The 21,399-nt window shown below is 45.7% G+C and carries 19 protein-coding genes; 13 read left to right on the top strand and 6 right to left on the bottom strand.

Annotated features, from left to right (window positions below; genetic code table 11):
• Positions 1-112 precede the first annotated feature (112 nt).
• Positions 113-1,096 (top strand): phenylalanine--tRNA ligase subunit alpha, encoded by a 984-nt coding sequence (gene pheS, locus ACQEXR_RS17235; protein ID WP_138970371.1) that lies wholly within the window; start codon positions 113-115, stop codon positions 1,094-1,096.
• An 18-nt stretch (positions 1,097-1,114) separates the two neighbouring features.
• Positions 1,115-3,520, top strand: coding sequence for a phenylalanine--tRNA ligase subunit beta (gene pheT / locus ACQEXR_RS17230; protein ID WP_426950579.1), 2,406 nt, complete (start codon positions 1,115-1,117; stop codon positions 3,518-3,520).
• Positions 3,521-3,686: 166 nt separating this feature from the next.
• Here pheT and ACQEXR_RS17225 read toward each other — a convergent pair whose 3' ends face one another.
• Positions 3,687-5,126: a sucrose-specific PTS transporter subunit IIBC gene (locus ACQEXR_RS17225; protein ID WP_427020803.1), complete on the bottom strand. Its 1,440-nt coding sequence runs from the start codon at positions 5,124-5,126 to the stop codon at positions 3,687-3,689.
• A 245-nt stretch (positions 5,127-5,371) separates the two neighbouring features.
• Here ACQEXR_RS17225 and ACQEXR_RS17220 point away from each other — a divergent pair, with 245 nt between their 5' ends.
• Both ACQEXR_RS17220 and ACQEXR_RS17215 read left to right on the top strand, forming a co-directional pair.
• A complete protein-coding gene (locus tag ACQEXR_RS17220; RefSeq protein ID WP_426950582.1) occupies positions 5,372-6,364 on the top strand; it encodes a LacI family DNA-binding transcriptional regulator in 993 nt (330 codons plus the stop codon).
• Between the two features lie 152 nt (positions 6,365-6,516).
• Positions 6,517-8,151, top strand: coding sequence for a glycoside hydrolase family 32 protein (locus tag ACQEXR_RS17215; protein WP_427020802.1), 1,635 nt, complete (start codon positions 6,517-6,519; stop codon positions 8,149-8,151).
• Between the two features lie 50 nt (positions 8,152-8,201).
• On the opposite strand, the gene ACQEXR_RS17210 is transcribed toward ACQEXR_RS17215, so the two are convergent.
• On the bottom strand, positions 8,202-9,119 hold the full coding sequence (locus tag ACQEXR_RS17210) for an aminoimidazole riboside kinase (protein WP_426950585.1): 918 nt from the start codon (positions 9,117-9,119) through the stop codon (positions 8,202-8,204).
• Between the two features lie 230 nt (positions 9,120-9,349).
• Between ACQEXR_RS17210 and ACQEXR_RS17205 the strand changes: the two genes are divergently transcribed.
• Positions 9,350-10,357 (top strand): LacI family DNA-binding transcriptional regulator, encoded by a 1,008-nt coding sequence (locus ACQEXR_RS17205; protein ID WP_426950586.1) that lies wholly within the window; start codon positions 9,350-9,352, stop codon positions 10,355-10,357.
• Positions 10,358-10,409: 52 nt separating this feature from the next.
• Here the strand turns inward: ACQEXR_RS17205 and ACQEXR_RS17200 are convergent, their stop codons facing one another.
• Positions 10,410-11,750 (bottom strand): MATE family efflux transporter, encoded by a 1,341-nt coding sequence (locus ACQEXR_RS17200; protein ID WP_426950587.1) that lies wholly within the window; start codon positions 11,748-11,750, stop codon positions 10,410-10,412.
• Between the two features lie 103 nt (positions 11,751-11,853).
• Here ACQEXR_RS17200 and ACQEXR_RS17195 point away from each other — a divergent pair, with 103 nt between their 5' ends.
• The gene (locus ACQEXR_RS17195) at positions 11,854-12,807 is read left to right on the top strand and encodes a LysR family transcriptional regulator (RefSeq protein ID WP_426950674.1); all 954 of its coding nucleotides are present in this window, start codon (positions 11,854-11,856) and stop codon (positions 12,805-12,807) included.
• Positions 12,808-13,005: 198 nt separating this feature from the next.
• Entirely contained in the window at positions 13,006-14,478 is a 1,473-nt protein-coding gene (locus ACQEXR_RS17190) for a C69 family dipeptidase (protein ID WP_426950589.1), read from the top strand.
• A gap of 58 nt (positions 14,479-14,536) precedes the next feature.
• Here ACQEXR_RS17190 and pncB read toward each other — a convergent pair whose 3' ends face one another.
• Entirely contained in the window at positions 14,537-15,790 is a 1,254-nt protein-coding gene (gene pncB / locus ACQEXR_RS17185; RefSeq protein ID WP_427020801.1) for a nicotinate phosphoribosyltransferase, read from the bottom strand.
• Between the two features lie 255 nt (positions 15,791-16,045).
• Between pncB and ACQEXR_RS17180 the strand changes: the two genes are divergently transcribed.
• The 3 genes from ACQEXR_RS17180 (at position 16,046) to ACQEXR_RS17170 (ending at position 17,936) form a co-directional block, all read left to right on the top strand.
• Entirely contained in the window at positions 16,046-16,759 is a 714-nt protein-coding gene (locus ACQEXR_RS17180) for an NUDIX domain-containing protein (RefSeq protein ID WP_331418422.1), read from the top strand.
• A gap of 19 nt (positions 16,760-16,778) precedes the next feature.
• Complete coding sequence (locus tag ACQEXR_RS17175; RefSeq protein WP_426950592.1) at positions 16,779-17,429, top strand: isochorismatase family protein; 651 nt, start codon at positions 16,779-16,781, stop codon at positions 17,427-17,429.
• 96 nt (positions 17,430-17,525) lie between these two features.
• Positions 17,526-17,936, top strand: a complete 411-nt coding sequence (locus tag ACQEXR_RS17170; RefSeq protein WP_427020800.1) for a GFA family protein — start codon at positions 17,526-17,528, stop codon at positions 17,934-17,936.
• Between the two features lie 29 nt (positions 17,937-17,965).
• Here ACQEXR_RS17170 and rarD read toward each other — a convergent pair whose 3' ends face one another.
• Positions 17,966-18,901 carry an EamA family transporter RarD gene (rarD, locus tag ACQEXR_RS17165; protein ID WP_427020799.1) on the bottom strand — a complete coding sequence of 312 codons (936 nt, stop codon included), beginning with the start codon at positions 18,899-18,901 and terminating at the stop codon, positions 17,966-17,968.
• A gap of 191 nt (positions 18,902-19,092) precedes the next feature.
• On the opposite strand from rarD, the gene ACQEXR_RS17160 reads away from it, so the two are divergent.
• From ACQEXR_RS17160 to ACQEXR_RS17150, 3 genes are all read left to right on the top strand, one after another.
• Positions 19,093-20,040 (top strand): D-2-hydroxyacid dehydrogenase family protein, encoded by a 948-nt coding sequence (locus ACQEXR_RS17160; RefSeq protein ID WP_427020798.1) that lies wholly within the window; start codon positions 19,093-19,095, stop codon positions 20,038-20,040.
• A 96-nt stretch (positions 20,041-20,136) separates the two neighbouring features.
• Positions 20,137-20,376 (top strand): DUF1289 domain-containing protein, encoded by a 240-nt coding sequence (locus ACQEXR_RS17155; protein ID WP_427020797.1) that lies wholly within the window; start codon positions 20,137-20,139, stop codon positions 20,374-20,376.
• 50 nt (positions 20,377-20,426) lie between these two features.
• Positions 20,427-20,657: a VF530 family DNA-binding protein gene (locus tag ACQEXR_RS17150; protein WP_426950599.1), complete on the top strand. Its 231-nt coding sequence runs from the start codon at positions 20,427-20,429 to the stop codon at positions 20,655-20,657.
• Between the two features lie 342 nt (positions 20,658-20,999).
• On the opposite strand, the gene ACQEXR_RS17145 is transcribed toward ACQEXR_RS17150, so the two are convergent.
• A complete protein-coding gene (locus tag ACQEXR_RS17145) occupies positions 21,000-21,284 on the bottom strand; it encodes a hypothetical protein (RefSeq protein ID WP_427020796.1) in 285 nt (94 codons plus the stop codon).
• Positions 21,285-21,399: the final 115 nt, after the last annotated feature.

Here is a 21,399-nt window from a genome sequence, read left to right as displayed (position 1 = left end):
ATTTATAGACCCAAAATCCCTGTCGGGTATGAGTATATAATTGCTCTACCTAAAATGGACACTACCACTTATGCCTATGACTTGCATATAGGTGTAGGTAGATGAGGAAACGATGCAACATCTAGAAGAGATCATTGCTAACGCGAACGCGGCAATTGAAGCTGCAGATTCGTTAGTCGCACTTGATGAAGTGCGTGTTCAGTATCTAGGTAAAAAAGGTGAACTGACTGTTCAACTTCAAAGCCTAGGTAAACTACCACCAGAAGAACGCCGTGAAGCTGGTCAAGAGATCAACAAAGCGAAAGGCGTTGTTCAGCAAGCGATTGCTGCACGTAAAGATGCACTTCAAAGTGCAGAACTTGAAGCGAAGCTAGCTGCTGAAACGATTGACGTAACGCTACCAGGTCGTCGCATTGAGAACGGTGGTTTGCACCCTGTTACTCGTACTGTAGAGCGTATCGAGCAGTTCTTTGGTGAGTTAGGCTTTAACACTGAGTCTGGTCCTGAGATTGAAGATGCATTCCACAACTTTGATGCGCTAAACATCGCAGAAGATCACCCAGCTCGTACTGATCACGATACCTTCTTCTTCAATCCAGATCTAATGCTGCGTACCCATACGTCAGGCGTTCAGATCCGTACGATGGAAAATGGCAAACCACCATTCCGTTTCATCGCACCGGGCCGTGTTTACCGTAACGACTACGACCAAACGCACACGCCAATGTTCCACCAAGTGGAAGGCATGCTAGTAGACGAGAACGTTAACTTCGCTCAGCTAAAAGGCATCCTGCATGACTTCCTATGTAACTTCTTTGAAGAGGAAGTTGAAGTTCGTTTCCGCCCATCTTACTTCCCATTCACTGAGCCTTCAGCAGAAGTGGATGTAAAAGGTAAAAACGGCAAATGGCTAGAAGTTCTAGGTTGTGGCATGGTTCATCCGAACGTACTGCGCAGCGTAGGAATTGACCCTGAGAAATACTCTGGTTTTGCATTTGGTATGGGTGTTGAACGTCTAACTATGCTTCGTTACGGCGTAAACGACCTACGTGCGTTCTTCGAGAACGATCTTCGTTTCCTAAAACAGTTCAAGTAATCCAGGGGATACATCACTATGAAATTCAGCGAATCATGGCTTCGTGAGTGGGTAAACCCTGCGGTATCCACTGACGAACTAACGCACCAAATCACTATGGCGGGTCTAGAAGTAGACGACGTTCTACCGGTAGCGGGTTCTTTCACTGGCGTTAAAGTTGGTCAAGTGGTTGAGTGCGGTCAGCACCCAGACGCAGATAAGCTACGCGTTACTAAAGTCGATGTTGGTGCAGAAGAACTGTTGGACATCGTTTGTGGCGCGTCTAACTGTCGTCAAGGCATCAAGGTTGCAGTTGCAACGGTTGGTGCTGTGCTACCAGGCGATTTCAAAATCAAGAAAGCCAAACTACGTGGTCAACCATCACATGGCATGCTGTGCTCATTCTCTGAGCTAGGCATTGACGTAGAATCAGATGGCATTATGGAACTGGCGGAAGATGCGGTAATCGGTACTGATTTCCGTGAATTCCTAGCGCTAGATGACGTGACAGTAGACGTTGATCTAACGGCAAACCGAGCGGACTGTTTCAGCATTCGTGGTATGGCTCGTGAAGTGGGCGTTCTTAACCGTGCTGATGTCACTGAGCCAGCAGTAAACCCTGTTGCTCCCGCTATCGACGATCAAGTTTCTATCGAAGTGAAAGCGCCAGCGGCGTGTCCTCGTTACCTAGGTCGTGTGATTAAAAACGTCAATGTGCAAGCAGAAACACCACTTTGGATGCAAGAGAAACTGCGCCGTTGTGGTATTCGCTCTATCGACCCAGTTGTTGACATCACTAACTTTGTTCTTCTAGAGCAAGGTCAACCGATGCACGCATTCGATCTTGCCAAGATCGACGGCGGTATCGTGGTTCGTTTGGCAGAGCAGGGCGAGAAGCTCACGCTTCTAGATGGCACTGAAGCTGAACTTAACGCCGATACTCTTGTTGTTGCTGACCACAACAAAGCGCTAGCGATTGCGGGCATCTTTGGTGGTGAACAATCTGGTGTTACGTCTGAAACCAAAGACGTGCTACTAGAGTGTGCTTTCTTCGCACCAGATCACATTCGTGGTCGCGCGCGTAGCTACGGTCTGCACACAGATTCTTCAATGCGTTTTGAGCGTGGTGTCGATTTCGCACTACAAACGAGCGCAATGGAGCGTGCAACAGAACTTCTAGTTGAGATCTGTGGTGGTGAAGTAGCTCCAGTGGTTGCTGTTGAGTCGCAAGCGGACCTACCAAAAGCAAACACAGTATCACTACGTCGTACCAAACTAGACAGCCTACTAGGCCACCACATTGCAGACAGCGATGTTGTTGAAATCCTAGAGCGTCTTGGCCTGACGGTTGAAACAACAGATGCAGGTTGGACAGCAACAGCACCAACATGGCGTTTTGACATTGCCATTGAGCAAGATCTGGTTGAAGAAGTGGGTCGTATCTACGGTTACGACAACATCCCTAACCAAAATCCAGTGGCGGCACTTAAGATGCACGACCACGTTGAAGCAGACATTCCGCTAAAACGCGTTCGTAATCTACTGGTTGATCGTGGTTACCAAGAAGCGATTACCTATAGCTTCGTTGAGCCAGAGCAGCAGAAACTTATCGTTCCGGGTATTGAACCATTAATCCTGCCTTTCCCTATTTCAGCGGATATGTCAGCGATGCGTCTAGGTCTCATTCAAGGCCTTCTGAACACGGTTGTTCATAACCAGAAACGTCAACAGCCACGTGTTCGCTTGTTTGAATACGGTCTGCGTTTCATTCCATGTGAATCTGCTGAAAATGGTATGCGTCAGGAGCCTATGCTGGCTGGTGTTATTGCGGGTACTCGCAGCGAAGAGCACTGGGATATCGCGACCAACACTGTTGATTTCTTCGACCTAAAAGGCGATCTAGAAGCTGTACTTGAGCTAACCGCTAACCAAAGCATTTACTCTTTTGCTGCGCTTTCAGCAGAAGATAAAGCTGCGAATCCAGCGCTTCACCCAGGTCAGTCTGCTGCGATCCTTGTTGACGGCAAGCAAATTGGTGTTATCGGTACTGTTCACCCAGAGCTAGAGCGTAAGTTTGGTCTAAACGGCCGCACTATCGTGTTCGAAGTAGAATGGAATGCAATTAGCACTAAAGTGATCCCAGAAGCGGTTCAGCTTTCTAAGTTCCCATCAAACCGCCGCGACATTGCTGTTGTTGTTGACGAAGCGACCGCTTCTGGTGACATCGTTGCAGCATGTCTAGAGCAGGGTGGTGAATTTCTGAAAGATGCTCGTCTGTTTGACGTTTACGTTGGTAAAGGCGTAGAAGAAGGCAAGAAGAGCCTAGCTATTGCGCTTACACTACAATCTGTAGAACGCACTCTTGAAGATGCGGACATTGCAGGCGCAGTCGATACAATCGTTGCTCACGTCTCAGAGAAATTTGGCGCAACACTCCGCGATTAATCTCGTTATAGTGAAGCAATAAAAAATGCCACTAGCGTAAGCCAGTGGCATTTTTTTATGTCGCTACAGTAGAAAGACAGTGCAAATCGAACCAACGAAAATGCCCCACTGCTAAGTGGGGCGGAGCCAAAACAAGCTTTGGCTACAGGGGACAGAGTAAAGCAGTTTATGCTGCTGCGGTATTTGCTGACTTGATCTGTTCGCGAGCACCAAGCACCAGAGTGAGGCCGAATGCAACCACGAATGAGATAGCCATACCCGCAACGTAGTAGCCTAGTTTGTCAGGGACGATAGAGATAATACCAGGTAGACCCGCAGCACCTAACGCTTGAGCTTTGACATTGAAAAGGGTGATAAACGCGCTAGCACATGCAGCACCTAGAATAGCAGCAATAAATGGATAACGCAGTTTCAGGTTAACGCCGAACATCGCGGGTTCAGTAATGCCGAGTAAAGCAGTCACACCTGACGGCATCGCAATGCCTTTCAACTTAATATCTTTAGTGGTAAAGCCTACCGCCAATGCGGCTGCGCCTTGAGCAATGTTAGACATTGCAGCAATTGGGAAGATAAAGGTGCCGCCAGTCACTGCAATATCGGCGAGAAGCTGTGTCTCGATGGCGATAAAACTATGGTGCATCCCTGTGATGACAAATGGAGCGTAGATAAATCCTAATAGTGCACCACCGATGAAGCCTGCTGAGTCATAAAGCCAGTTTAATCCATCACCAAGAAGGAAGCCGAGATCACGTGTAATAGGGCCAACGAGTGTAAATGTCAGGAAGCCAGTGATGAAGATCGCAAGCATGGGAGTGAGCAGGTTGTCGAGAACCGAAGGAATAACTTTACGTAGTCCATTTTCCACTTTTGCTAGAATGAAGGCGGATACAAGAACAGGCAGTACGGAACCTTGGTAACCGACTTTTTGGATCTCGAAACCAAAAATATTCCAAGTAGGGATTGTTCCCGCTACGCTGGCACCACCAAAGCCCCAGCCATTGAGAAGGTCAGGGTGCACCATTAACATACCCAATGCGGCACCAAGGAACGGGTTACCGCCGAATTTTTTACTGGCAGAGAAAGCTAACAGAACGGGAAGATAGACAAAAGGAGCGTTAGCGAAGGTATTAATCATACTTGCAAGATCGGCGAGACCAGGATTGGCTTCGATCAGAGATTGGCCTTCGATGAAGAGTCCTTGCGCAGTGAGCAAGTTGAAAATACCCATTAACAGACCACCAGCAACAATGGCAGGAATGATGGGTACGAAGATATCGGATAGACCTTTGACCGCGCGCTGAACAATGTTCTGCTTTTGAGCTCCAGCACTGGCGACGTCATTCGTTGACATCTCGGTCATTCCTGTAAGCTTAGCCATTTCAGCGTAAACTTGATTGACAATACCAGAACCGAAAATGATCTGATATTGGCCAGCAACCTTAAACTGGCCTTTAACGCCATCTAAGTTACTGATCTTTTCTTCATTAATCAGCGACTCGTCTTTGAGTGCTAAACGAAGGCGTGTCGCACAGTGGGCGAGCGCTTGAAGGTTGTCTTTACCGCCAAGCAGTTCCAGCAGCTCTTTTGCAATTATTGGATAGTTCATTCCAAACCCCGAATATTATCTGTAGCTTATGTAATTAATAGTTCACAAGAGCGCGAATGACTCTTTTGGGAACGTTTGCAAAAGTGATTCTTTTCGATCAATCTCATTCAGTCAAAGTATAGTGTGGCTTTATGTGAACTAGATCTGCTAAATTATTTTGCTAAACCGTTTGGGCAAAGTGGATTTTGTGCCAAAATCTGCTAGTTTTTGCAAATAATCCCAATAACTTATTAAGGCTTTCTTTCATGGCAAGTTTACATGACGTCGCAAAATTGGCTGGAGTCTCAAAATCTACCGTATCTCGGGTCATTAATAACGAGTATGGAGTAAAAAAAGCCACCCAAGTTAAGGTGATGAAAGCGGTAGAAGAGGTAGGTTATGTCGTTAACCAAGTCGCTAAAGATCTAAAATCGCAAAAAACTAACCTAGTGGGTGTGATTGTTCCTCGGGTATCTTCAAACGCCACCGCTCAGGGCGTCGATGGCTTAAGTCGTATATTTGATCAAGCGGGAAAGCAGGTTTTACTTGCCAGCACTCAACAGTCTGGTGAGAAAGAAATTGAGTATATTCAATTGTTTAATCAAAAGAGGGTAGAAGGCATTGTCCTCTATGCTACTCACATTGATCAGCAGTTGGTTATGGCGATTAATCAGTCAAAATCCCCCGTAGTACTGGTTGGTCAGGATGGTTCTCTGTTCAATATTCCCAGTGTAGTTCACGATGATCTACGTGTAGGGTTTGAAGCGGGTAATCGCCTATTGGCTGCGGGTTGTCAGAATATCGGCTTTATTGGTGTGCCTGATACTGACCTTGCAGTCGACAAACTTCGCTCTGAAGGCTTAAAACAAGCTTTGGCAATGAGTCAGGCGAATGAGCTACTGTTTCACTGCCATGGCGAATTTAGCATTGAGTCTGGTTATGCCAATATGAAGCAGCTTATCCACGAGTATCCAACAATGGATGGCGTATTCTGCGCAACCGACCGAATCGCCGTTGGGGCAATCAAGGCGCTTAAAGAAGCAGATATTGAAGTCGGCAAGGAAGTGAAAGTGCTCGGGGTGGGGAATGATGAGTTGGGCTATATCAACTCCCCAAGTCTCTCAACTTTTAACTATGCTTTTGATAAAGCAGGAGAAAGTGGAGCCAAGATGCTACTTGAGTTAATTGACGGTGCACCCCAAGTGATGAGTAAGGTTGTGTTAACTTTCCAAAATATCGCTCGCGATACCTGCAAGTAACTTAACGAGACCATATACTTAAACCTAGCTTGAGCTAGGTTTTTTTGTGCCTGTGATCACAGAGAACCCGCATTAAGACCGTAATGTATCTTGTAGTTTGGTTGTTGATAATGTAATTTTGCAAACGTTCCCAATTTTTTAGGTAAGTTTTGATGTCCATTGCGCACTATTTCTCCCTATGCGGAGGCAAAAACAACATAACTCGGGTATTGGCTCCTGAGGACAAGCTGATTTTCTCTGTCGCTGAAATAGATTTGATCACTCGAGGTGAATACCCCTACGAGGTGACGAATGTATTGGGTGAGTATCAACTGGTATTCGATAGACCCGAGTCAATAGGTCGTAACGAGCTGCTCGAAATTGGCGAGGTAATTGCTGACCGTCAGCAGAGCCACTTAACGAAGCGTACGATACCTACTGAGTGTCCTTACCGGCCTGATTGGCACATTTCGCCGCCAAATGGGCTTCTCAATGACCCTAATGGTTTCATTTATCATAACGGTGAGTATCATTTGTTTTATCAGTGGTACCCGTATGCTTGCCAGCACAAGGATAAGCATTGGGTCCATCAAACCAGCACGGATTTGATCAATTGGCGTTGGCAGTCCGTGGTTCTTACTCCTTCGGATTGGTTTGATTCTCACGGCGTATTTTCTGGCCATGCCGTTAGCCACAATGAACAATTGATGCTGTTTTATACTGGCAATACTCGCATTGGTCAGCAACGTGACCGGCATACGACGCAGTGCGTTGCGGTTTCAAGCGACGGGCGTAACTTCGTTAAACGTGGTCCTGTTATTTCAGAATTACCTGATGGTGTCACGCCACATATCCGCGATCCTAAAATCATCCGTCACAACCAAGAGTGGCTGATGCTACTCGGCGCGCAGACAACGGAGTTAAAAGGCCGCATCGCGCTGTATCGCTCGAATGATCTGGAAAACTGGCAGTATGATGGTCTGTATGGTGCAGAGTTGGGTGACTTCGGTTATATGTGGGAATGCCCAGATATGTTCATACTAGATGAACAACACTATCTCATTATCGGGCCACAGGGTATTGAATCATTCTCACCGCATAACACGGTTCCTCACCATAATGGGATTGTGAAAGCGAACTGGAACAATCAACAAGGTATCGATTTTGGGGAATTTGCCTATCTGGATTATGGTTTCGACTTTTACGCTCCCCAAACCATGCTAACGCCTGATGGCCGTCGGATTTTGTGTGCTTGGATGGGATTACCAGATGAGGTGGATCAGCCTAGCGTAGAGAATGGTTGGATACACCAGCTCACTGCAATGCGAGAGTTAAGCGTCAAAGAGGGCAAGTTAATCCAGTGGCCGATTGGCGAACTTGATCGTTTAGTGGCGTCCCAGACCAGAATTGAGCTCACAAACGAACCCTACGATCTAAAGACCAAGTCGTATGATCTCAGTATCGAGTTGGAGTGGGGGGCGACTTTGCACCTATTTGAGGGCAGTGAGCATAAGCTGATTGTGCATGCTGATATGGATAAGTCGCGTTTGATTCTAGATCGTTCGAACACTCTTAATTGGGCTCAGGATAGTATCCGAGAACTTCCAGTGCAGTCTGAGCGCATAAATCTCAGGATCTTGGCAGATAACTCTTCGGTTGAGATATTTGTTAACCACGGTGACGCGGTGATGACATCTCGTGTCTTTACTGCCTCTGATGCCACGAGTATTTCTCTCCATGGCGCACGTTCACCAGTGACCATTAAGAAGCTCAATCCGAGCGCGGCGCCCTTTAAGTCGGTGCGTTAATCGATGGCAATAAAACCCCAAATTTATCATTTGGGGTTTGGTAAGCTTTGCTAGATATAGTCGAGCAGTTGTTGCTGTGTGGGCAGAGCTGTCATAGCGCCTTTTTGAGTTGTCGCTAACGCACCGCAACCATTTGCCCAGACAACCGCTGAATCAATGGTTTCTTGAGTCGCCCAATCACTGCTTTGAGAAAGTTTAGCCAGTAAGCCACCAACAAAAGCGTCGCCAGCGCCAGTGGTATCAATCGGTGTAACTGCCTGACCAGCCAGTAAACGGTGGTGACCCTCAAATACGACTAGAGCGCCTTTCGCGCCTTGTGTAACCAACACTAGAGTATTGTTATAGCTTTCAATTGCGTTCAACCCAGCCTCTAGTGCATCGGTATCGGTCAGGTAAAGCAACTCATCATCAGAGAATTTGACCACATCGGCTAGGGCAATGGCTTGGTTGACGATCGGTTTCATCTCGTCTGGGTTAGCCCACACTTCTTCGCGTAGATTAGGGTCAAAGCTAACAAAACCACCAACCGATTTAATCTGACGCATGGCAGACAAAGTCGTGCTTCGGCTTGGCTCATTGGCTAAAGCGATAGAGCACACGTGCAGCCATTCTCCAGTTTTAAATGTTGGAACATCATTTGGCTGTAAGAACTGATCAGCGCTGGGTTTAACCATAAAGGTAAAGCTACGTTCACCCGAATCGTCGAGATCAACAATGACTGTTGAGGTACGTTGATCGCTATCGAGTATCATAAACTCAGTGTCCACATTTTCGCGCGCTAGGGTCTGTTGCATAAAGCGCCCAAGAGGATCTTGACCGACTCGACCGAAAAAGGCAGGTTGACCATTCAGTCGTGCGATGGCGACAGCGACATTGGCTGGAGCGCCACCGGGGCATTTTAAATAGGTCGTATCTGTATCTGGAATAAGGTCTACAACCGCATCGCCAGTCAACCAAACTCTGTTCATTAGTATTACCTCATGTTGTCAAATGATGTAGAGCTAATTATATAGCTAAAACGGTTTAGCTATATAGGTTAAATGACTATACTTACGAGATTGTGAGAGAAATTGTGATCGCAAACGATCTTTTTTGCGATGAGCAGAAGTGTCAGTATGGGTGAGCAGGAATTGGTAGTATGCTTGGCGCTTGGATAGGTAGTCAGATGATATTCATTGAAAGGATGGACTGAACAATCATGACCAGCAAAAAACTCAAATTGGCCGACATCGCAAAGTTGGCGGGAGTGTCGAAATCGACGGTCAGTTTCGTCCTTAATGGGCATGCAAAAAAACACCGTATCAATCAGGCTACGGTTGAAAAGGTCGAGCAAATTGCTCAGGCGAATAACTATACGCCGAGCATCTATGCCAGAGCGCTCAAATCACAAAAGACCTTTACTGCCGGCTTGGTGATCCCTGACTTAGCGAATATGGGTTTTGCGCGAATTGCGAAGAGTCTTGAACAACTTTGTCGTGCCAGCGGCTATCAATTACTGATTGCTTCATCTGAAGATGATCCTCAGCTGGAGAAAGAAGCGGTTGAGAGTTTGGTTGACCGCCAAGTTGATCTGCTGTTGGTTGCAACTTCTATGGTGGATGACACCGTGTTACAGCAAGTTCGCCAAACAACACCAGTTATCTTATTTGACCGTGTATTAAATCAAACTCCCTTCACCAAGATTAAAACCGATGCGAAAGGTGCCACTGAGCAGCTTGTTGAACGCTTAGTTGAAGGCGTAAATGAATGCATTTACATCGGTGGTCAGCTAGAACTCTCACCAAGTAAAGAGCGTTTTGCAGGCTTTCAATCTGGATTAGCGAAAGCCGGAGTTCATTTTGTGGCTGAGCATGTGTTTAGCAAAGACTATCAGCCGAGATCGGGTTATGAGATGTTTGAGCAAGCGACGATTCAGTTGGGGCGCCCTCCAAAGGCGGTATTTACCGCGTCCTATTCGCTGCTCGAAGGGGTATTACGTTATCTGACTCAACATAAACTGCTTGATAGTGATATTCGTATTGCGACTTTCGATAACGATGACATTCTTGATTGTCTGCCAATCAAAATTGATTCGATAGAGCAGGATTGTAATGCGATTGCATCTGCTTTGTTTGAGGCAGGTAAGTCTTTGCTTAGTGACCCACATTTGGGGGCACAAGATGTTATTTTACCAGCAAAAATTCATTATCGGCGTGTGAGAGAGTGATCGTTATGTTCACTGCCTCTAAGCGAGCTCGCCACTCTGTGGCAATGAGCGTTTAGCTCATTGCCATCGCAAGAGGTTCGGATGAGCGCTGTTTTCGAATCGCCATAAGCAATTGAACAAGCAGCAATACACCAGTGACGCCAAGACCTATACCAATTCCTCCCCAAATGCCGGCGAGTTGATGCTCTGGCATCAGTAACCAAGCCGCAGGCAGTCCGAACAACCAGTAACCAATAGCCGTCATAATGGTTGGTGCAACGACAATTTTCATTCCACGCAGTAGATTGATTGCGAGCAGTTGCCAAGCATCCACAATAAATGACAGTGCAACCACCCAAAGTACCATGGTCAGCAATTGAGTCAGCTCAGCATCTAGGTTAAACATGGCGGCAATCGCTTCAGGCCAAAGCATAAAGCCTCCCGCGAGTACGATGCTCAAAATTGTGGTTAGGCCAAAGCTACGCAGTGCGGTGCGCTTGATACCATCATAATTCTCTGCTCCGAAGTCTTGACCAACCAAAATCGCCGCTGCCTGAGAAAAACCAAAGTTGATATTCCAAGTAAAACTTAGACATTGCAGCAGGATTTGATGCAGCGCCAAAGCGGCAATACTTATGGTACCTGCCATTAATGTACCGCCATAAATCAACCCGTGCTCCAGCAGAGCAGCTAACGCAATAGGTAAGCCCATAGTGAGAAGAGGGGTTAGCAGCGTTAAGGAGTATTCATGACGATTAAGCCAAGGGGCAAAAGAGGCGAACTCGGGGCGTTTGAAAACCCAACGACCATAGCCAATCATGACAATAACTGCAGCTAGAGCTGTACCCGCTCCAAGGCCAGCCAGTCCCAGTTCAAAAGTGAAGGCGAGTAAGTAGCTGATAGGCACATTCAGTATGACCGTCAGGAGAGACATCACCATGATCGAACGGACATTGCCAAAAGCACTGGTGAGGCCGCGCAGTACCAGAAGTAATAGCGATGGAAGCATCGCCCATTTGAGGGTATCGACATATTGCATCGCTAGCTCGGATAACTCTGCTGGTTGGTTAGCGAGCGATAATAGCTGAGGTACAAAAGCAAAACTCACCGTGAGAACAACACTGAGAACGAGCGAAAGCAGCACGGCCCCTTTGACCGCAAGACGAATTTGCTGATTACCAAATTCAGGACGTGCAACGCGCTGCCCATAGGCAATTGCCACAAGGTTAGCGACACAACCCACAGTGCTACCGGCAACAATGAAGACAAAAGAGTAGATAGACGCGCCTAATCCTCCTGCGGCAATCGCGGATACACTTAATCGCGACATCATCCAAACATCGGTTAGAACCAATGCCATTGATATCATCTGCGAAATAATCAGTGGTATCGCCAGGGAGAGTATTTTTTTCATGGTGCGCCTCGTGATCGGAATCACATAAAGGTAATGATTATCCAACTGGCATTCAAATGACATTTATGTCACTCTGGTATGAGTTCAGATCATGGGAAAAGTGATGACACCTTATTCAAATCTTCCTTACTCACACAATGCACTCAAGGTGTTCGAAGTGGTGGCTCGTTTGATGAGTTTTACCAGAGCAGCGGATGAGCTCAACGTCACGCAAAGTGCGGTCAGCCGGCAGATCAAACAGCTTGAAGAGGAGCTGACGGTTTCACTGTTGATTCGTAAACATCGCTCCATCGAATTAACCGAACAGGGCCGAGATCTTTATCAGATACTGAGTAATCACTTCCATCAGTTAGATTCCCTGATTGCACAGTGGAAAGCACCGACAAAAAAACGCATCGTAATAAAGAGTGCCCTTAGCTATGCCACGCGTGTTTTGATGCCCAATGTTGCTCTGCTCAACGAAAAATATCCTGAACATGAGATAGTTATCATCCCCTCAATTGAAGAAGATCCGATACTTGAACATGAAGATTGTGATCTATTGATCATTAATAGCCGCAAGCGTGAACGCTATATTGGTAAGCCTGGTGTGAGCTTCTTGCGAGCAGAATATATGGCACCTGTTTACGCAGAGTTATTATCAGATAAGAGTATTCAGATTGAAGATGTGCTTAAACTCCCTCATCTGCATGCCACGCTTGATCACCAAGACTGGAAACTGTGGCTTGCTAATGCGGATCTGAAAGGTAAAAAGCAGGGACGCGATACCGTCTTTTTTAGTTTAGATTTGGCGTTAAGTGCGTGTCTATCGGGACAGGGTGTAACCGTGACGGATCTGCTATTGGTATTACCTGAACTCAAACGAAAGTTCCTCAAATGCCCTGAGACGATTGCTTTACAGCATAGTGACTGGCAGTACTATTGTTATCAAAAAAATTATACCCCTATTGCCAATGAAATTTTGGATTGGTTGGTGTCACAAACCGCATCTGAAGTGGCAGAGCTTAAACAACTGTGTGCGAAGTTTGATTGGAGTACTGGCAAAGTTGACCTTTAAATAATACCGAGAATTATGCAAAAAATGCATATTTTTCAAATAATTATTCTCATTTTAATTTGTCATTAATGTGACGAGTGGAAGAAAATTTCCGCCCAATGCTAAGTACACTCAGTTCCTATTACGACAATAAAAATACCTGCAAATACAACTGACGTGAACTTAGGCTCTATCTCGTTTCATATGCGGAGAATTAAGATGAAAACATGGTCTGTGTCTTTTCTAGCAACGGCTGTCGCTGTCGCATTAAGTGGTAATGCAATAGCCTGTACTGGTCTTATCGTCGGCAAAGGAGCTTCTAGCGATGGCAGTATCATGATTGCGCGTAACGAAGACTTCGGTGTCAACAACTGGAATAAATACCTTGAGTATCGACCAGCGCAAGATAACCAACAAGGCGATTGGAAACTCGGCAATGGCTTGGTTGTGCCGATGCCGAAGCACTTCTATGCCTACTCAGCGATACCTGACTGGGATGCGAAAACCGTCGACAGTGATGGCAAGTTCTATGAAGAGCGTGGTATCAATGAGCACAATGTTGCTATCTCCGCGACGACAAGCGCTGAGGTAAACGATAAGGTCGCCAAAGTGGATCCTCTGGTCGAGAAGGGGATTATTGAAGCGATCATTCCTACATTAATTCTTCCTCAGGCGGAGAATGCCAAGCAAGCCGTCGAGCTTCTTGGTCAATATATCGAAACCTATGGCGCGGGTGAGGGCAACAGCCTCTACATCGCTGATATCAACGAAGCTTGGTTGTTTGAAATCGGTTCAGGTCACCACTGGATAGCGGTAAAAGTACCGGATGATAGCTACGCGATGATCGCTAATGGTCTGCGCATACACGGTGTGAACTTAGACAATAAAGATGTTTTACATTCAAAAGGCATCTTCGAGTTTGTTGAGCAGCATAAGCTTCTCGATAAGGCTGACAAAAAGTCGTTCAATTTCGCCAAAGCCTTTGGTGTGATAGGGGATGAGTACAATATTGACCGCGAATGGTTAGGGCAAAAGATGCTCACTCCGTCTAAGTACCAACAAAGTCGACTTGCACAGTACCCTCTGTTTATGAAGCCTGACGAGAAAATCTCGGTGAAAGATGTCGCGCAAGTGTTGAGCGCGACTTTCGATGGGACGGCGCTAGAGGGCAAGGCGGAACGACCAATTCGGGTCGAGCGTCAGCTAGAATCGCATATTATTCAGTTGCGACCAAATATGCCGGATGAACTGCAAGGGGTAATTTGGCAGAGCTTTGGTGTGTTACCTGAATCAGTTTTAGTGCCGCTATATTCCACATTGCACCAATACCCTAAAGCGTTCAAAGTGGGTGATGATACATATAGTGATGATTCTGCCTATTGGCAGTTCCGAAGCTTAACGGCATTGGCGTCTGCCAATCCAGATAAGTATCTACCGATCTTAAAAGCGACATGGGACGAAGAGGAAAATCAGCTCTATAAACAAGTGAAGCATTTAGATCAAACGTTGACTAGCATGTACAAAACCGATAAACAGGCGGCACTGAACATGGCCTCAGACTACTCTTACGGGCAGCTTAAACGTACGTTAAGTATGGCGACGGAACTAAGATATAAGATGATGACAGACTTAACCAAGAGCACAGAGAAGAAGTATTCTGAAGAAGAGTTCAAAAAAATTATGAGCTTATAAGACGTTATAAAACAAAAAAACGGAGCGTAATGCTCCGTTTTCTATGAATGCTTCGCGATCAGCTTGCTTTATCGAATGTAGACTCAAGCCCAAAATTCTGCTTTAACTCGGCAAGAAAGGCAGGATCTTCACACATGGCTTTTTCAGGTTCATCACTGATTTTTGCCACTGGAGCACCATTACATTGAGCCATCTTCACTACCATAGAGAGGGGTTGATAGCGACCGTCTTGATCCTCCCAATCGCCCATATCGTTAGCCAGAAACGTTCCTATACCAAAGCTGATATTCGCTCGTCCGGCAAAGTACTGACAAATCTCCAGCGCACGCTCAAAGTTAAGTCCATCGGTAAAGATCAGCACTTTTGATTTTGGATCGATAGCGAGTGACTGGTAGTGAGCAATCATTTTGTCACCCCAATCAAAAGGGTTACCAGAGTCATGACGCACGCCAGCGTAGGCATTGGCGCGTTGCAAAGTAAAATCTTGCAGGAATGCGTTGATGCCAATGGTGTCGGTCAGGGCAATCCCTAAACTACCATCAAAGGCTTGTTGCCAGAGATCGAGGGCAACTCTTTGTGACTCGCCAGGTTTTGCAAGCTGCTGATGAGCCATAAACCATTCATGGGCAACCGTACCGATAGGAGTTAGCGAAAACTGTTTTGCCAAATGGTAGTTACTGGTGCCTGACATTAAATCTGGGACATGTTGGCGTAGGTAATCAACCACATCGTGCTGTACCTGTGCACTGAAACGGCGTCGGCTACCCATTTCGGAAAACGTGAAATTATCGATCTTGCGCTGGTCGAGCTCGATTTTAAGTCTAGCGACTTTTTCCGCCAGAACATTGTGGAACTGTTCATAAGGGATATGACTCCAGCGGCTTCGGTTGGGGAGTTCAGAGATAATACTCATCGCTAGCGTTTCATACAGGATGGTCTCATGCCAGAGACCACTAACGGATACTTTTAGCTGGGGCTTTCCGCTTGCTGTTGAGGTGGTCACAGACACCTGTTGAGCAGGTTTAAAACGAAAGTTGCGCAAATACTCGATAAAACCGGATTCTAAATAGGGAGCCTGACTCGCTAAGTAGCTGAGTTCTTGTTGAGAAAAATAACAGTGCGCGAGTTTCGCGATCTCACTTTCTACTTGCGGCGCAAGATAGGAAAGGTCTTCATCTGAACGAACAATGAGCTCATAGCGTACCGTCGTGGTTGGATAGTACTTATGAGCAGCGTGCATCATATTGATCTTATAAACGTCGAGATCGAGAGCACTTTGAATGATACGGTCATTGAAAAGCTTGGTGGTCATTCAACCATCCTATCGGTTAATCAGGCTAATTGTTCCACCAAACTTTAAAGTAGCCTATTAGGTTTGTCAAATTGTGTTATTAACTACTTTAGTCTAACCGCTATTTCCCTATATGAATTATTGCTTATAGCCAAAAGCCTTTTAAGGGCATGAAAATTAAATTAACGTAGTTAATCACAAAACGTTACTTTCCTGTTGACCTGCTGCATTCCAGTGGTAAGGTGTTGGTTGAATTAAGGATGTAGGAAATTCACCATGATTGTCACTATCGACATGATCTGCCTCAGATTAGGAGAGAGCGGGTTAGAAGTATTGCTGATTAAGCGCAACAACGCTGACCGGCCTCAACATGGTATGTGGTCAATTCCAGGTGGTTTTGTGTTTGAGCAAGATCTGACCAATCAAGGTGGACAGCCTGCGGATGAAGATTTTGACGCAGCACGTCGCCGTATTTGTCGACAGAAGATTCATACCTATCCTAACTACATCAGCCAACCAATGGTTGAAGGTAACCCGAAGCGTGACCCTGAAGGGTGGAGTGTGACTATTGCACATTACGCGTTACTTAATAACGCAAATGTTGAACAGATCGAGAACAGCGGGTTGTGTCGTGAACAGCTAAGATGGTTTGGGCTCAATGAAGTGCTCGATAACCAAGTGGCGTTAGCGTTTGACCACGCTCAACTGATCTCCTTGGCTTGGCATAAATTACGTGCCGCGATCGAATACACCTCTGTTGCCTTATTTGCTCTTGATAAGGAGTTCTTAGTGTCAGACATTATCGCGGCATACGAAAAGTTCGGTGTTGAAGTGAATCGGATGACGGTGAAACGACGTCTTATCGATACTGGCGTAATCGTTAGTGCCAACAAAATGGCTTCAACAAACAGAGGCAAAGGCGGAAAGCCTGCTCAGGTATATAGCCTCAGCGAGAAGAGTGTGACTTATTTTCAAACTTGTTTACGTTGATATCAAGAAGGAGCTAGAGATGCGCATGCAACGTGTAGAAATCGAGAAGAACAAAACCGCTTGTATCGACGTCGACCCACAGCAAGGGTTTAGTGAACTGTGTCCAAACGAACTGCCCGTCGCGGGTGCGTTACAGATAGTTGATGAGCTTATACTCAATCATGGTAAAGCAAGTTTGAAATTAGTATCACGTGATATGCATCCACCCGGTGCCGCTTGGGAAGCGGAAAGTCCGGATAGGATGCTTGAGCCAGTAGGCCTGCCGGAAGTGGATATCAAATGGAACCCTCACTGTGTCGTTGGCACTCAAGGGGTAGAACTCTTGCCGGGTTTACCATCAGTACGTGAGTATGATTTTCAGATTAATAAAGGCATTGATCCTGATGCTCACCCGTACGGTGCGTTTTACCACGATCAGGCAGACACACTGTCGACTGGTGGCATCGAATTTCTTCGCAGCAATCAGATTGATACCGTCATCGTTGGAGGCTTAGCTCTCGACTTTTGCGTTAAGAAGTCGGTCGAGCAGTTAGTTGCAGCTGGGTTTAAAGTCATCATTAACCTTGCCTCAACTCGAGCGGTGTTTCCTGACAACGCTGAGAGTGTCGTCCATGAGTTAGAGCAACAAGGGGTGGTGATGGTTGAAAACGCCGCCGCGATTAGCGCATAACGATCCCAACGGAAAAGCCAAAGGATAGCTGTTTGGCGAGACACTCGCGACTTTGCTATTCGGCCATAGAGGCGAATACCACAAGGAGGAAAAATAATGATTAACAAAGTGGGCAATACAGAAATCAAGCTTAAGCACAAAGCTAGCTGTCACTGTGGCAGTGTAGTGCTTGAGCTGACCTTGCCTAATGGTATCGAAAATCCACGCCGTTGTGACTGTTCGATATGCCGTCGCAAGGGAGCAATTGTTGGTTCAGTTGACCTAAGTGGTATTCGCATTGTGGAAGGAGAAGATGTTCTTAAACTCTATCAGTTCAATACCAAAACAGCGAAACACTATTTTTGTTCCAACTGTGGTATTTACACCCACCATCAACGTCGTTCCAACCCCAGTGAATATGGGTTTAACATTGGTTGTCTGGAAGGGGTGAACCCTTTCGACTTAGGTGATGTAGTCACTAATGACGGCGTGAATCATCCAGCCGACAAACTTAAAGATAAAAGATAACATGGAATCAAAACAGGTGAGGCGTCCGATCAGCGATGCCGTTTTATCCGAATATTTTTCAGCCGTTTGTGACTGTCCGTAATCAAGGCGATTAAGGCGCACATAATAAACAAGTAAGTGGGAACTTCTTGCAGGGTTATGGTGCTGCCAATCAATAAACCTACGATAAAGATAAAGGTTGGTTCAACATAGCCAAGCAGGCCAAAAAGAGACACTGGAAGCTTAGTGTAGGCATAGAGGTAGAGCAGCATCGGTGTTACAGAAACCGCCGCTAAACCGAAGTAGTAGAGATGTGTCGTGGTTGGCAATTCAGTGATGTAGTGTGCTGGATAGAGATAGAACATCGCTAGCATGGCAAACGGAAACAAGATGATGTGGTCTACCGCCAGACCGATATCTGCGGGAAGCTGAATAGATTTTCGATTGATAAAGTAAAGCGGGTATCCAAGAGCGACAACTAACACCACCCACGACACGCCAGAAGAGAGAGCATATGCCCAGATAGTGCCAAATAGAGCAAATAAACAGGCGACTTTTTGCAGGCGTGTGAGGCTCTCTTTATAGACAAACCGCCCAATCAACACCATGACTATCGGCAGTGTAAAGTAGCCGAGAGCGAGGTTAAGCGTTTCGCCATTGGCTGGAGCCCAGACAAATAGCCAATATTGAGGTGCCACTAAAACAGCGGATAACAAGTAATTTAACCACATGTTTCGTACTTTTAATGCCGAGATAAGCAGTGGTAATCGCTTGGTAAATAACAGCAATAGTGCAAACAACAGCGTGCTCCAAATGATTCGCTGAACCGCTAGCCAGTGGCTCTCTCCTCCAGAGATTAAACTCGTAGCCATTTCTGGTTGCAGTTGGACATAAGCAGGGATGGTTGCAAACAGCAAAGAGGATAAGACGGACGCTGAAACGCCTTTGGTTTGCTCGGAAGCCAAATGATTGTATTTATTAAACATGACGCTAAAATTTGCTGTTGAACTATCTGCCGCTACTTTGGCTGTATTACTTTAAAGTGGCAAGTAAAAACAGCACCTTATGAGAAAATAGAAGGTGTTATTTTTCGCAGGGTAGATAGATAGTCAAACGAATCATGGCAGTGATGATATCGCAGTGATATGTTGAGTACTCACTGAACAAGGAGTGTAAATTGAATATTACCGTTTTGGATGACTATCAGGATGTGGTCAAAAGCTTAGAGTGTTTTAAGCTCCTTACTGAGCATGATGTAACCGTTTTTAGTCAGAGTTACTCCGAAGATGAACTGGCGGTCAAGCTAGCAGACACTCAGGTGTTAGTGTTAATTCGGGAGCGAACGGTTATCAGCGAGTCCTTACTGGCGAAATTGCCCAATCTCAGCGTGATTAGTCAAACTGGGAAAGTGAGCAATCATATTGATGTCGGACTATGTGAAAAATATGGTGTCAAAGTCCTAGAGGGGCGTGGTTCGCCTATCGCTCCGTCTGAATTGTGCTGGGCGCTTCTTATGGCTGCGAGTCGTTATATTCCTATTTACTCCAACAACCTAAAAAATGGTCAATGGCAAAGCTCTGGAGACCTTGGTTTAGGTCGCACGTTAAGTGGCTTAACCCTAGGTATCTGGGGATACGGAAACATCGGTCAGAGGATAGCACGCTATGCTGAGGCATTCGGTATGCAAGTGATGGTGTGGGGTAGTGAAGCTTCACGCAAGTTGGCGGTTGAGCATGGTTTTAGTGCACCATCTTCTAAGCAGGATTTCTTTACACAAGCCGATATTGTCTCTTTGCATTTGAGACTGAATGATACCACTAGAGCCTGTGTTACAGCCGATGATCTTGCACGGATGAAATCAAATTCTTTACTGGTGAATACGAGCCGAGCGGAGTTGATAGAGAAGTCGGCTCTATTCCAAGAGCTAGTTAGGGTTCCCACCAAGAGGGCGGCGCTAGATGTGTTTGATGTTGAGCCGGCAAACCAAGAGAGTGAGCCTTTGCTTAGTTTACCCAATGTGATCGCCACACCCCACCTCGGTTACGTCGAACAAAACAGCTATGAGCTCTATTTCCGAATCGCGTTTGAGAACATCGTGAGCTATTTACAGCAAAACGGAAGGTAGTGTCATGCACTGTAGCCGGATCTCAAGGGTAGTATTGCGGTTAGGGTAAGGCACCCACTTTCATCTCGGTCTAGAATCTAGACAGTGGGGTGTGAAATGAACCGAGATAATGAAAGTAACAGTGGCGTATCGACAATCGCTTGTCCATGTATTCACCACTGTTGCCTTGATGAGGAAGAGATCTGTTTAGGTTGTTTTCGAACTCTAGACGAGATCCTAAATTGGTCAGCTGCGTCTAACGAGGAGAAACAAGCGATTTTGATTCGTTGCCAAACCCGCAAAAGTAAAAGACGAGGACGTGCGTTGTGGAGTGAAAAACGTAATAAAGATAACTGATATTTGCTAGACTCTCGTTTTACACCTCGATATCGTCGGAACACTATTCAATGAGTCAGCAACAGCCGAACAATCCATTACATGGTATTACGTTAGAGCAACTTCTTACCCGCCTGCAAGAGCATTACGGCTGGGAAGGACTTGACGCAGAAATTCAGATCAACTGTTTCTACAATAACCCATCAATAAAATCATCTCTGAAGTTTTTACGCCGTACACCGTGGGCTCGAGAAAAAGTTGAAGCTCTGTATATAGCGACATTTTGTCAGTCAGAGGATTAGTCTGTGGTTGACATAAGAGGGGCTAGTAGCCTCTCTTATGCTTATTTGTAGGTTTTATGGAAATGCGATGGGTATTGGACGACAGAGTTTTGAACTTGTTTTATAGGATTGTTCTCGTTTTACGATCATTAGATTTATCAGTAGTATTTTGTGTTAACCTAGTGAGGTTAAAAGAAGAAGCAAAGGAATTGAGGGAATATTTAGCGGTATAGAAAAACATCCGAATGAAGTCGTTGTGGAAGCCGGTATGGTTGTTACAGTGGTAGAAAATGATAGCAAATAGCCAATGATATGGGCTCAATGCTAGCATTAACTACAGCTTGTGAGCCACATTACTAATGTCTATAGATAGGTTACATGAACGATGTTACCAATATGTTTGACTGTAATGCCATCATCTTCTGTATCATAAATTGCTTCATATACAGGTTTTTTGAAGGGGACACAGCTATCTTCGATTAATTTTTTTGCATGATTTTCAGTCTGTATAAATTTATTTGTATGATTTTCAGTCTGTATAGGGCAAGGTCGTTCGACGACTCTAGCCGAAAAGCTGACAGTATGTTCTCCAGCCATAGAGAAAAAAGAGTCTGACATGAGTAGTGCTAAATAGTGATATTTACGCATAGTGAAGTCCTTTTCTTAGTTAATTTTTCCCGATAATAGAGAGTGTCCTGAATTCTGTGTAACTGTCTAAACTTAAGCCTTAAAGGCTAAGGATGGACAATATGGATAAGAAAGC

The organism is Vibrio sp. TRT 2004 (assembly GCF_050113735.1).
Taxonomy (GTDB): Bacteria; Pseudomonadota; Gammaproteobacteria; order Enterobacterales; family Vibrionaceae; genus Vibrio.
This window is presented reverse-complemented; position numbering and strand designations above follow the sequence as displayed.